A 14,455-nucleotide genomic window follows, 5' to 3' on the forward strand; every position below is an offset into this window, starting at 1 on the left:
TGATGTACATGTAGCATTTGATGCGGTAACTTCATACAATGTATTTAATGCCATTCCTGTAATCAAACCTGTTACATCAACAGAAGGTCCTGTTGGTGTAAAAGTATATGTAGCAGTTGCATCGTAGTTTGTAATTGTACTAAATCCATCTGCTAAACACGTTGGTGCTGTAGTTAGAATAATAGGGGTTGACAAATTTTGTAAAATTTCATCAATAACAAAAGTTGTAGGAACTGCAGAACAAGTTACATTATTAAGCGTAACAGAATATGAAGTACCATAAACAAAATTAGTCACATTTCCGCTTGAATCAAGGGTTGGACCTATTGGATTAAATACATAATTAAATGCTGGGTTATAATTTGTTACAGTTGCAGAACCATTTGCAACACAAGTGGCTGGTGTAACAGAAACAATTGGATTTGCATAAACTACAACAGAAGTAGTAACGTTTAAAGGTCTATCACAACCTAATTCGTTGTAACTATAAGAAACACCATCTAAGAAAACTGTTCCATTTGCTCTATTAACAGTAATTGTATTTGATGTTGTACCTTTAATAAAAGTAACATGTTGCAATGTATTTAAAGCTCCTGTATTGAAAAGCAAAGTTGATGGACCATCAACAATATTAACAGCACCTGTAGTATTATTTTTTGCCACACTAACAGTAATAGGAGTTCCTGCAGGAACAATATTGGCTAAAGTTAATGTTACCGTATTATTGGTAGCATTAATAGTTGTCGAGTTTGCTGTATTTGCAGTAGTACCTGCGGCCAATATAGCGCCAGTTGAATTATTTGGATTAACACCTCCTACAGTCGCTATTGCGTTTCCAGTAGTTGGAACTGAAGGGGCTGTCATGTAAGTCACATTAATATCTGTAGTAATTGTTAAACCAGACAAAGTTAATGTAGCATTTCCAGCAGCATCTAAATTTATTGTTTGATCTGCACCTCCATTAATATTATAAGTAACAATTGAATTTGGTGTTCCTGTAAAAGTATAAACTGCATTCTCTCCATCGCAAATTTCTGTTGGTAAAACAGTTAAATCTGTAAATTCAACTCCCGGAACAACATCTAAACATACTTGTTCTGAATATGTACATCCAAAATCATCCGTAACATTGTAAGTATAACAATGATTACCAACCGTTGTAGGTGTAACAGTAATTTGATTTCCACTAATATTAGTAATATCAGGATTTGGTGTCCAGTTTGTACTTGTAATTACAGGAGTAAATTGATAATCAGCTGGTAGTAACGAACTATCAAAATTAATACTCCAATCAAATATATAACCATTGTCAATTCCAAGATTGTCTGTAATAATTAATGACCAGTCACCGTTTAAATCACTGCCAATCAAATTAGTGAAAGGCTGAACTGGCGCATAATTTCCAGCATTAATTGATGCACCATTTGGTGTCCCACAATTTGAAGTTGGTCCAGCAACCATAAGCCCAACTGCTGTTGGAGTAAAACAATATAATCTTCCTGTTCCGGGACCTACAGCTGGATCATCTAAAGGACATCCTAAATAAGTTCCACCACCTCCTGGATAAGCTTTTAAAACAATCGATTGTCCTGTTGGACTTACCAATCTAATTTCTAAATCTCCTAAATAAGAATGCTCCATATTAATACAAACTGAAGTAATTTGACTTGCAGATGTAATGGTAGTTCCAAAAGGAAAACAATCAACCGGAATAGACGTTTGATATGAAACCCCACTTCCGTCAGGTAAAAACGTAGTACCACTTACTGGTGGAGCACACTCTTTTGTAAAAGTAACTGGAGTTGCTGATGCAGTTATAGTTGCACTTTGTCCTAAACAAATTTCGTTATCGGATACATTAGAAGTAAAAGTTGGTGTAGTTGAAACATAAACCAACTGGTTTAATCTATTTGAATTTCTACAACCATTAGCATCGGTAATAAATAGATTAACTAAATAAATCCCTTCATTTGCAAACACATGTGAAGCTGTTTGACCTGGTGTCGTAGTCCCGTCACCAAAATCCCACAAATAAGTTGCACCTACTCCACTTGCAGCAAAAACACCACTACCAGTAAACTCAACAGTCTGTCCTTGACAAACGCGAATTATATCTTGGGCTCCAGCTGCAGGTAATGAACTATCCAAAACAGACGTAATGGAAGGACATGGTGGACCACATAAAATTGTAGCATCCCAACCTGGCGCATTTTGAGAACCATTTGATACAAATACAAATGTTAAACATCCTGTTGGAGAAGTTGCTGTATATGAGGGTATAATATTAGTTCCAAAATAAGTTCCAACTGGAGTTCCAGTTGCTGAATCTCCATCATAAATTGTCAAAGAATCATTTATACTGCTAACTAAATTAAATGAATTAAAGTAAACTGTAACAACCTCTCCAGCATTTTCAGGACAAATTGTTGTTGTACCATTAACAGCCGTAACGTTATCTGGGTAATTTGCTGTAGCTCCTCCTAAATCATAGAAATGATCACCACCACAATAATCTGGTTGTGTTCTAAAAGTACCATCTACTGACCAGTTTCCTGTTGTAGCACCACAAATTGGTCTCACATAAACATCATAAGCTGTATCAGAAGTTAAACCTGTAATCGTATATGAATTTCCTGTAACAATTTGACCAGTTGAAGTAGCATTTGGTGAAGGAGAACCCGCAGGAAGCCAAATAACTTCAAAACTTGTAGCGGATGGAGCTAAATTAACCCAAGAAACTTCTAATGACGATGCTGTAGCACTTACAAAATTAACTCTGGCAGGTGGAGGACATGTTGAACAACCAATATTAGAAACCCATCCATCTCTAGTTCCTGAACCATCACTTCTGAAAACAAAAGTTAAACATCCACTAGGATGTGAAGATGTAAAAGGACCTGGGATTGTTGTACCCCAATAACCTCCCGCTAAACCACCAGGCACATTACCCGCCGGATTACCACTAGCAATTAATGGTGAAGCTGTATTTGGCCCATCATAAACATATAATGCATCCCAATTTGCTTCTGTATTGAATGAACTAAAAGTTACCGTTACAATTTCCCCTGGATTAGTGGGACAAATAACTACTGGAGTTGCAGTATTATTAAAGTTATTACCATATTGTCCTGTAGCACCTCCTGGATCTACAAAATTACCCCCACAAACTGGTGGAGCAACAGTAGTAGAAAAATTCCTAACAATAGACCAAGGACTTACGTTATCAGCCTCACAAATAGTTCTTACATAAAAACTATAAGGTGATAATGGTGCTAATCCTGTAAGTGTGTAATTATTTGTTGCTACATTTATTATAGTTCCTGTTCCAGGTGCAAAACCTTGAGGTCCATATTCAATTTCCCATGGTCCAGCTGGATTAGGACTTGTCCATGATAAAACAGCTGAATTTGTTGAAGGCACTACATTTAAAGCCGTTGGCGTTAAACATTGTTGATCTACTTTAACATTATCGATAATCCATCTATCACCTAAACCATTATTTACTTCCATTACAAAAGCAAAATAAACGTTTTGACCCGCATAAGCATTAAGCAGAATCACCATTTGCTCAAATGGTAAGTTTTCAATATCAAGCTCTGTATAAGTAGCTAATGTCGTTGTGAAAGCAGCTCTATTTTGAGTTGTTGTTGACATCATTACCTTGTATATACTTCCTTGTTCCCCATTTGAACCTGATCTAGCATAAAATCTAATTTGTCCGTTTGCTGGAACTGTAACTTGAGGTGTTATTAACCAATCTTGTGCTAAGCCAGTAGAAGTTGCTCCATTATCTCTATTTACCATTGCTGATCTTGCACCTTGATAAACCCAACCAAAACCGGTGGCAGTAGTTATACCCCAACTTTGAGCTGTTCCAACGCCGTTATCTTCTACAACCCAGCCTGCAGGAGGAAAAGTCGCACCTTCAAAATCCTCAGGAAACTGAGCGTAACCAAAGATTGAGAAAAACGTCATTATAAAAAGTAAAATTCTTTTCATAGTTATTTTATAGTTATGATTTGTTTAAATATCAAATTTACACAATTATTTTGTGTCATTTTCTAATATCGACCAAAAGCTTATTTAATCGATAAAAAACATATATCTCTTGTTCAAAAACAAGAGATATATGTTGTAGACAGAAAACAATATTACTTCTTCACAATTAAGAATTCACTTCTTCTGTTTTGTGCGTATTGTTCTTCGTTACATGGTTTACAAGCTACTTTTGGTTCGCTTTCTCCAAATCCTTGTCCTGAAATTCTATCTTTTGCTATTCCTTTGCTGATTAAGTATTGAACAGTCGATTTTGCTCTTCTGTCTGATAAATTCATATTGTACTTATCACTTCCTCTGCTATCTGTGTGCGATTTTGCAAAGATTACCATGTTTGGATACTCGTTCATTACGGCTACCAACTTGTCTAACTCTGCTGCTCCTTCTGCTGTGATGTTACTTTTGTTGAACTCAAAGTAAATTGGTTCTAAAATAACTTCCTTCTCTGTGATGATTGGCATAATTGGAGTTAATAAAGCTTCTACTACAACTTGCTCGTTTTCTGCTTTTGTTACTTCAAATACACCACTTTCATATCCTGATTTTGATACTTGAGCGCTGTAAGCTGTATAACACGCTACACCTGTTAAAGTTTCTCCGTTTAATGCTGTGGTTTGATTTGAAACTGTTTTTTGTTTCTCATCCACTAACATTACCGTTGCTCCTTCTATTACTTTTCCTGTTTTAGCGTCTTTTACTCGAACTAATGCTTGTACGTTACAAACTGGATCTGCTTTGTAGATGTTGTCTACTCCATCTCTGTTACTTGAGAAAAAGCCAACTTTCTTAGTTGCATTGTAAGTGAAAGCAAAATCATCTTTTGATGTATTTACTGGTTCACCAACGTTCATCGCTTCTGTACCTTTGTTCAAGTCCATCTTGAAGATATCGTATCCTCCAAAACCTTGTTTCCCGTTTGATGAGAAAAACAAAATGTTGTCGTCTGTAATAAATGGAAAACTCTCGTTTGCCTCAGTGTTTACTTTAGCTCCTAAGTTTTCAGGCGTACCATATTCGTCTCCGTTTACAGCTACTTTCCAAATGTCTTCTCCTCCAAAGCCTCCTGGCATGTTTGATGAGAAGTACAATGTTTTTCCATCTTTGCTTATGCTTGGATTTCTAACATCATATTCCTTATTATTAAATGGAAGTGGTTTGCTGTTTGACCATTTATCGCCTTCTTTTGTAGCTTTGTAAAGGTAAATTTTACCAAATTTTGATTTTTTGGCTTTATCTTTTACATATTCTTTTTCATTAAAACTCTCGCTACCATAGTACATCGTGTTGCCATCGCTTGTAATACTTGCTGGTCCATCATGCCATTTGGTATTGATGTTATCTACCGCTACTGCATCACTAATGGTTCCATTGGCGTTGTAAGTGGCTTTGTAGATGTCCAAATACGGCTCTTCGTTGAAGTTGCTGTTTCTTTTTGATGTGTTTCTCGCACTTGCAAAATATACATTGTTATCATTAGTAAGTACAGCACCAAAATCAGTTTTATCGCTACTTACGTCTGATTTGGCAATGTCGTACAATTTACTTTGTCCTTTTAATGCTGGAAGGTAATTTGGATTACTTAAAAATGTTTTGGCTCTTTGGTCGTTTGGTGCCAATTGAGCAAATTGTTGCATTTGTTTGTCGGCTTCTTTAAAGTTCCCTTCTGCTTTTAGCATTTGAGCATATTTGTAATACGTTTCCGCATCTTGCTTTTGCTCTACTACTTTTGCATACCATTTTGATGCTTCTTTCGTATTGAAAACATTGTAGTAGCTTTCAGCTAATTGTTTGTAAACGTAGTTATCGGCTTTACTGCCTTCGGCTAATTTTAAATATTCTTTGGCTGCATCAACGTATTCATATCTATTGAATAATTTGTCTGCTGTTTTGGTATATTGATTTTGTGCACTAAGTATTCCACTTACCATCACAAAACTTAATGTTACATATAAATTTCTCATTGTACTTTAGTCGGTTTAGGTTAGAAGAATCTTGGTGAACTTGATACTTTTTTCGGGAAGTTCAAATCAAACAACAATATAATCTCGTGCGAAGATGGCGTTGTTACATTCAAATCCGATACGATATGATCATAAGCGTAACCTAATTTTATATTTGGTGTAATGGCATAATTAACCATGGCTCCAAAACTGTCTTCTAATCGATAGGTTCCACCAATCTCAAATTTCTCATTAAACAAGAAGTTAGCCGATAAATCCAAAGATGTTGGCGCTTCAAAGGCCGATTTCATCATGAAAAAGGGCTTGAATTTAACATTCTGATTGATATCAAACACATATCCTCCTGTTACAAAATAATGCGATACTTCTGAACCAAATTCTCTTCCATTAAAATCTAAATGCTTTGACTTCATTAAATTCGGAATCGAAAATCCTAAGTAATACTTATTCGTATAATAGAAAAGTCCAGATCCAATATTGAAATACGAATTGCTCGTATTTTCTGAAAAAGCAGGATCGTTAACATCTGGCAACGTTGAATAAACATCATCAAACAAACTTACTTTGTGCAACGTTAATCCCGTTTTTAATCCAAAAGCTAATTTGTGTTCGCCTCCTAAATTTAATGTGTAAGAAAAATCAGCATAAACATTGTTCTCCTCTACTGGTCCAATTTTATCTGAAATAAACGATAATCCCATTCCAACATTCTTTCCCACTGGAGAATGTCCAAAAAAAGTGGTCGTGGTAGGCGCATCCTCAATCTCAACCCACTGCTTTCTATGTAATAATCCTAATGATAAATTCTCTTTGCTACCCGCATAGGCCGGGTTCATTACACTCATATTGTACATGTATTGCGTATAATGCGGATCTTGCTGGGCATGTAGTTCAACCGTAAAGGCAATTACACTTAAAGTTACTAAAAATAGTTTCTTCATTATTTTTAATTTATTTTAAAATAAGCTAAGCTTACAATATTAACTTTTTAAATTATTTATGTTCTCTATTAATGTATATCCAACCAGTTTTGGTTTCTAAATCTGTAAAATCAATTACAAAATAGTAGGTACCGTCTGGTAATTCATTTCCGTTATCCGATTGACCATGCCATTCGTTTTCATAATTTGATTTAGAATACACTTTAGTTCCATATCTATTAAAAATGTCTAACTTTTCAATATTGTAGAAACTTAAATCTAATTCATCATTTAGATTATCACCATTTGGAGAAATTCCTTTTGGAATAGAACAAGGTTGAACAGTAACACTTGCTACATCAGAAAGAGCTAACGAACAATTTCCATTACTAATATTTAGTAATTCAATTGAAACAAGAACCGTCGTACTTACAACTTCAACAGTTGCAATACCAGCAGCACTTAAAGTTACTGTTTGGTCACTTCCTCCATTAATAGAATAAGTAATAATATTATTTGCCGTACCGTTAATTTGGAAAATAGCTCTTTCACCTGAACAAATTATTGAATTTATAACAGTTAATGTTGGAGCAATAGGACTACTTAATTGTGCAGCGTTTACAAATGAAACAGAAGTAGCTGATGAACAAGTTCCATCATTAGAAACAACCGTATAACTAGTACCCGTTATCATTCCTGAAATAACTCCACCTGCTCCAACTGTAGGACCTGTTGGTGAAAATGTATAGGTATTAGCAACGTTATAATTCGTAATCAAATTAGAACCAACTGCTGTACAAGTAGGAGCAACTGTGCTCAAAGTAGGAGTAGCTGGAGCTGCTAACATAGCATTAATGCTAAATGAAGCTGAATCCGTTGAAGCACAACTTCCGTTACTAGCAGCAACCACATAATTGCTACCAACTGTCATTCCTGAAATAACACCTGAAGCGTTAACTGATGGTCCTGAAGGTGTAAATACATAAGTTAATCCAGGAACATAATTTGTTATAGTTGCAACACCATTTGACGAACAAGTTGGAGCTGAAACTGAAATTATAGGAGTAACTGGAATTGATAATTGCGCTGCATTATTAAAAGTTAATGAAGAGGCAGATGTACAAGTCGCATTACTAGCAGCAACAGTATAATTTGTTCCTGTAATCATTCCTGTGATAGCACCACCTACCCCAACAGCTGGTCCAGCTGGAGAAAAAGTATAGGTTAAACTTCCGTCATGATTTGAAATAGAACTAGAACCATTTATCACACACGTAGGTCCTACAGAAATAATTGTTGGAACTGCTGGAGTAACTAAAATTGCATTAATACTGAATGATGCTGAATTTACAGAGGTACAACTAGCATTTGAAGCTGTAACTGTATAATTTGTCCCAACTGTCATCCCTGAAATCAATCCACCTGCTCCAACCGTTGGTCCAGCTGGCGTAAATGTATAAGACATGCTAGCATCATAGTTTGATATTGTAGCAACGCCATTTGATGAACATGTTTCAGGCGTAACTGAAACTGTAGGTGCAACTGGGGTAACCAACATAATATCATTAACAAAAGGTAAAGAAGATGTAGAAGAACATGTCCCATTACTTGCTAAAACTGTATAACTTGTTCCTGTAACCATTCCTGAGATTACACCGCCTGCACCAACGGTTGGACCAGCTGGAGTAAACACATAAGTTACACCACTATCATAATTTGAAACTGTACTACTACCATTTGCTGAACATGTTGGCGCAACAGAATTAATTGTTGGAACTACGGGAACACTTACAATTGTAATAGTACCATTCTGACTTACACTAGGAGTACAGCCTACAGTAGTAACTGTATAATTAAACGTTCCTGTTTGTGTTGGCGTACCACTTATTGTAAAAGTATCAGTGGCAAAACTTGTTGTCAAACCTGTTGGTAAACCTGTAGCTGTAACACCAGTAACTGAACCACTAGTTGTATAAACAATATCAGCAATAGCACTACCTTGACAAATTACTTGACTATTTGTTCCTACAGGTGATGTTAAAGTAATAGCACATGTAGAAGGTACACAATCTACAATTACATTAATTTCCTCAGTAGCATTACACGGACCAGCATTAATTTCAACAAATATAGATGTTGATGAAGTTGGAGTATATGCTGATGGATTAGTAATTACATTCGCATTTTCATCATAATATACAAATACAAAACTTGCAGGATCATATGGTGCAACCCAAGCTGCTTGATAAGAAGTCAAATCAATCACAGGATTACATTCTCCTGGTGTTGCCACAATAGGTCCCGTATTATTAAAAGGAACTGCCCCAACAATATTAACCACAACGTCATCTGTGGCTACATCAGAACATCCTGGTCTTGTAACACTTACTGACCAAGTACCATTTTGACTTACAGTTGTAGTATTTGTTGGTGTTGTATATTGTAAAGCTCCACCAAGATACCAACTATATATAGGAGAACCTGGTTGTGTTGGTGCTTGTAAAAAAGAAGCTGTTAAAGTTACACTTGTTGCTGCTCCACATAAAATTCTATCTGGACCTAAATTAACTCCACAAACCACATCACATGATATTTGACCAGATGAAGGAGTAACATTTACTTGGTTAATTGTATAAGTACCTTGTTGAGTACTAAAATTTGTTACCAACAATAAATATGTTTCCCCAACAACTGCATTTGGGAAATGTACAGTTTCATTAAACGTTGAACTATAACTTGCATCTACAAGATTACATGGACCTGTATAAGTTGAACCTGGAAACCCAGATAAACTACTACATATATTAGCTAAATTATTAGTTGAAAAAGGACCCCATAAAGCAAAGTCAACATCAATACCAGTTCCTGACATATTAAACTGCTGTAAGTTTAATTCAATAGGACCCGATTGTCCAATTTGAAAAGTAAACCATGCTGGGCGAGGTGTTGAGCCTAAAGAACCATTATTTCCATGACTTCCACTACCACCACAACCAGTAATAGGACCATAACCAGTTTGATTTCCTCCAGGCGTACCTGGATGTGTATTGTTGTAAGGTCCTCCTTGACCAGAACACATTGCAGAAGCCGTTGCACAATCAGGCGATTGCGCAAATGTTAAGCTAAAGCTTAATAAAAATATTATTTTATAAAGTAATTTCATAATCTGATTATTTTAGAAATGAGAAATAAGACCAATCAGAAACCTTTGTTTGGCTATTTTCAACCAAAACTAATCTCCATTTGAAACACTTTGCCCCTACTTCAACATGAATTAAATCACGATTCCCTTTTTTAACAAAGTTTTCTTTATTTAAAACTTTAATTGTTTCTTTAAAGTCAGAAGCATTTTCGCCATTAAAGCAATCAAAAATAGTTACAACTTCAATAGAAACATCCTTGTTTGTTAAATCAAGAGTTGAAAAATCCCAAGAAATTTTTGCGTTGTTTATAAAATCTAGTTTAGGGTCTTGAAGATTTTCGATTTTAACCCCTTTAAAAATAGCATCGTTTTTACCTAATGTGGTTTGAGAGAAACCATATTGAAAAAACAAAAAGATACTAAAAAGTAATACTTTTTTCATTTTTTATAGTTTGATAGTTAGTTTATAGAACCACAAATTTAACAAAAATTTAAAACTAGATACTTTTTTTTCAATAATTAACATTTAAAAATAAAATCTAAAGTTTATTATTTATCTTTGCGTCACTTTAAAATTGCTATTAAAACTAATTGGTAAAATGACACAAAACGAGGATTTTCAGGACGAGATAGGAAACGACCATATTGCAACGAGTGCTCAAACTCCAATGCGAGATGATGCATTTATTATTTCTGACGAAGAAAAAATTGAATTGATTAAAAAAGATGTTGAACATATTTTAAACACATTAGGCTTAGATTTAACCGATGATAGTTTAAAAGGAACACCAAATCGTGTTGCCAAAATGTTTGTAAAAGAAATCTTCGGAGGACTAAATCCAAACAAAAAACCAGGCTCTTCTACTTTCGACAATAAATATAAATATGGCGAAATGTTAGTTGAAAAAAACATTGTGGTATATTCTACTTGCGAACATCACTTACTACCTATTGTAGGTCGTGCTCATGTAGCTTACATTTCTAACGGAACGGTAGTTGGTTTATCTAAAATGAATCGTATTGTAGATTATTTTGCAAAAAGACCTCAAGTTCAAGAACGTTTAACAATGCAAATTGTACAAGAATTACAAAAAGTTTTAGGAACTGATGATGTGGCTTGTGTTATCGATGCTAAACACTTATGCGTTAACTCAAGAGGAATTCGCGATATTGAAAGCAGTACGGTTACGGCTGAATTTGGCGGAAAATTCAAAGAAGATAAAGTTCGTAGAGAATTTTTAGACTACATCAAATTAGACACACAATTTTAATTTAGAATTCTGAAATCAGAATTTTAATTTAAACTATCACAAATATTGAGCAATCATAAAACATGGAATTACATAAAAATCAAACGTTGAAAATATACAATACGCTTTCGGGCGAGAAAGAAACCTTTACTCCTATTCATGAAGGAAATATTGGAATGTATGTTTGCGGTCCTACGGTTTACAGCAATGTGCACTTAGGAAATGTTCGTACGTTTATGTCGTTTGATGTGATTTTTAGATATTTATTACATTTAGATTATAAAGTAAGATACGTAAGAAACATTACCGATGCCGGACATTTAACCGATGATGGTGATGTGGATAACGACCGTTTTGTAAAACAATCGCGATTAGAGAAATTAGAACCTATGGAAATCGTACAGAAATATACGGTGGATTTTCACAAGGTTTTGGATGCGTTTAATTTTCTTCCACCAACGATTGAACCTACTGCAACGGGACATATTTTAGAACAAATTGAGTTAACTCAAAAATTAATTGACACAGGATTTGCTTACGAAAGCAATGGTTCGGTTTATTTTGATGTGTTTGCTTACAATCAGAAAGGCATGAATTATGGTGAATTGAGTAACCGTAACATCGAAGAACTTTTTGCTAACACACGTGATTTAGACGGACAAAACGAAAAGAAAAATCCACAAGATTTTGCCCTTTGGAAAAATGCTTCTCCAGCACATATTATGCGTTGGAACTCGCCTTGGGGTGAAGGTTTTCCAGGTTGGCATTTAGAGTGTACAGCAATGAGTACGAAATACTTAGGAGAAACATTTGATATTCACGGTGGTGGAATGGATTTGAAATTCCCGCATCATGAATGTGAAGTAGCGCAAGGAAAAGCTTGTAACGGACATTCGCCAGTGAATTTTTGGATGCATACCAATATGCTAACCATGAACGGTTTACGCATGAGTAAATCGACCGGAAATTATATTCTTCCAATGGAATTGGTTACGGGTGAAAATACGTTTTTCGAAAAGCCTTTCCAACCTAATATTGTACGTTTTTGTTTCTTACAAGCGCATTACAGAAGTGTTTTAGATATTTCAAACGATGCGATGTTAGCAAGCGAAAAAGGATATACTCGTTTAATGGAATCGTACAAATTAATTCCGATGTTGAAAGCAAGCAACACTTCTACTTTAGATATTGCTTCTTGGAAACAAAGTTGTTATGATGCGATGAACGACGATTTCAATACACCAATTTTAATCGCACAATTATTTGAAGGTGCTCGTTTTATCAATTTGGTAAATGACGGAACTGCAACATTAACAGCTGAAGACATTCAACTTTTAGAAACCACTATTTCAAGTTTCTTGTTTGATGTATTAGGAATTAGTAATGAAGCAACATCGGGAAGTTCAAATGCAACAGATAAATTAAAAGGAGTTGTTGAAATGCTAATTGGAATGCGAAACGAAGCTAGAGCCAATAAAAACTTTGCTTTATCTGACCAAATTCGCGACCAATTATTAGCCTTAGGAATCCAATTAAAAGACGGAAAAGATGGTACTACTTTTAGTGCCTAAATTTTATATAATCAAACACAAAGAATCTCTTTTTAGGGATTCTTTTTTTTAACAGACAAGCGAAAATTATGTGCAGTCATCATACTTCATCAAATCCAAAAACCCTAAAACAATGGATTATTTATCCTTTTGTTTTATTGGTTCGATTTTATCAGGTTGGGATTTCTCCTTTTACACCGGCTACTTGTCGTTTTGAACCTACGTGTTCCACTTACACCATTCAAGCGTTACAGAAACACGGATTATTTAAAGGAAGTTGGTTAGCAATTAAAAGGATTTTCAGTTGTCATCCTTGGGGAAGAAGTGGTTATGATCCTGTTCCTTAATTTTTTACACAGAGATGCACGGAGTTTTTTTTGATTTTGAATGTGTTGAATAGAGATGCACAGAGCGTTTCACTTATCAAATTTTTAAAATTATTTAAATTTCTTCAATCTGTGTTCCTGATAATTTGTTTCAAGTTTGAAGTTGATTTTTGAAATTGTCATTGCTCTTGAAAAAATTTCTTATCGGAATTTTAACATGTTTACCAATTTTATTATTTATTTTTACCCTTTAAACATTTACACATTATTATGATTCACGCACTAAATATGGTTTGGAATCCTGCAGAAGGAATAGATTTAGGGATTTTCATGTTACGTTTTTACAGCCTTTCTTGGGTTTTAGCCTTTGGATTAGGTTGGTATGTAATGAAACCTATTTTTCTTAGAGAAAACGAATCTGTAGAATCTTTAGATAAACTTTTTGTGTATACTTTGGTGGCAACAATGTTAGGCGCTAGATTAGGACACGTAATTTTTTATCAATCTGAATTATTTCACGAAGATCCTTTGAGTATTTTATTACCAATTAGCACTAAACCTACACTACATTTTACTGGTTTTGCTGGTTTAGCGAGTCATGGTGCGGCAATTGGCATCATTATCACTATGTTTTACATCCAAAGAAGAGTCATCAAGCGTTCGTTTTTATGGATTTTAGACCGAATTGTAATTCCCGTTTCATTAGGAGCAATTTTCATTCGTTTAGGGAATTTCATGAACTCTGAAATCGTAGGAACTGAAACTACTTCTCCTTTCGGAATTAAATTCTTAAGAGATAAATACAATGGTAGAGAAGCGATGGAACAAACCCAAATTGGCGATGTTAACGAAGCTTACAAAGCCATTGAAACTAATCCACAATTTACCGAATTATTAGCTGCTGTAACACCAAAACACCCAGCTCAATTATACGAAGCCATTTGTTATGTTTTTGTGTTTGCTATTTTGATGTTTTTATACTGGAAAACGGAAGCTAGAAACAAAGCGGGTTATTTATTTGGATTGTTCTTAATTTTACTTTGGTCAATTCGTTTTGTTGTGGAATTTGTTAAGGAAAGTCAAGGTGGTTTTGAACAATATCCTATTTTTAACGCACTTTCAACTGGACAATGGTTGAGTATTCCGTTTATTCTTATTGGATTTTACTTTGTTTGGAAAGCTAAACTGGTTAAAGAAGCTTAATTTAATAATCCATTATAAAAAAGTCGGTTAGAAATTCTAACCGACTT

Annotated in this window: 9 protein-coding genes; 4 read left to right on the plus strand and 5 right to left on the minus strand. The window is 34.8% G+C overall.

Going from position 1 to position 14,455, the window contains the following annotated elements:
* The 5 genes from B2741_RS04635 to B2741_RS04655 form a co-directional block, all read right to left on the minus strand.
* Positions 1-3,999: choice-of-anchor J domain-containing protein (locus B2741_RS04635; protein WP_291135859.1), on the minus strand; the 3,999-nt coding region annotated here is incomplete at its 3' end.
* A gap of 152 nt (positions 4,000-4,151) precedes the next feature.
* Complete coding sequence (locus tag B2741_RS04640) at positions 4,152-6,017, minus strand: OmpA family protein (protein WP_291135861.1); 1,866 nt, start codon at positions 6,015-6,017, stop codon at positions 4,152-4,154.
* Between the two features lie 20 nt (positions 6,018-6,037).
* Positions 6,038-6,958: a PorP/SprF family type IX secretion system membrane protein gene (locus B2741_RS04645; RefSeq protein WP_291135863.1), complete on the minus strand. Its 921-nt coding sequence runs from the start codon at positions 6,956-6,958 to the stop codon at positions 6,038-6,040.
* A gap of 52 nt (positions 6,959-7,010) precedes the next feature.
* Positions 7,011-10,100: a gliding motility-associated C-terminal domain-containing protein gene (locus B2741_RS04650; protein ID WP_291135864.1), complete on the minus strand. Its 3,090-nt coding sequence runs from the start codon at positions 10,098-10,100 to the stop codon at positions 7,011-7,013.
* Positions 10,101-10,107: 7 nt separating this feature from the next.
* The gene (locus tag B2741_RS04655; RefSeq protein ID WP_291135865.1) at positions 10,108-10,521 is read right to left on the minus strand and encodes a hypothetical protein; all 414 of its coding nucleotides are present in this window, start codon (positions 10,519-10,521) and stop codon (positions 10,108-10,110) included.
* A gap of 157 nt (positions 10,522-10,678) precedes the next feature.
* Between B2741_RS04655 and folE the strand changes: the two genes are divergently transcribed.
* The 4 genes from folE to lgt all read left to right on the plus strand — a co-directional run bounded on the left by folE (position 10,679) and on the right by lgt (position 14,408).
* Positions 10,679-11,350: a GTP cyclohydrolase I FolE gene (folE, locus tag B2741_RS04660; protein ID WP_291135867.1), complete on the plus strand. Its 672-nt coding sequence runs from the start codon at positions 10,679-10,681 to the stop codon at positions 11,348-11,350.
* Between the two features lie 62 nt (positions 11,351-11,412).
* The gene (gene cysS / locus B2741_RS04665; RefSeq protein WP_291135869.1) at positions 11,413-12,900 is read left to right on the plus strand and encodes a cysteine--tRNA ligase; all 1,488 of its coding nucleotides are present in this window, start codon (positions 11,413-11,415) and stop codon (positions 12,898-12,900) included.
* A gap of 68 nt (positions 12,901-12,968) precedes the next feature.
* Positions 12,969-13,226 (plus strand): membrane protein insertion efficiency factor YidD, encoded by a 258-nt coding sequence (gene yidD, locus B2741_RS04670; protein WP_291135870.1) that lies wholly within the window; start codon positions 12,969-12,971, stop codon positions 13,224-13,226.
* 249 nt (positions 13,227-13,475) lie between these two features.
* Positions 13,476-14,408, plus strand: coding sequence for a prolipoprotein diacylglyceryl transferase (gene lgt / locus B2741_RS04675; protein ID WP_291135872.1), 933 nt, complete (start codon positions 13,476-13,478; stop codon positions 14,406-14,408).
* Positions 14,409-14,455: the final 47 nt, after the last annotated feature.

Origin of the sequence: Flavobacterium sp. UBA7663 (assembly GCF_002483315.1) — a bacterium.
In the GTDB taxonomy this organism is placed as follows: Bacteria; Bacteroidota; Bacteroidia; order Flavobacteriales; family Flavobacteriaceae; genus Flavobacterium.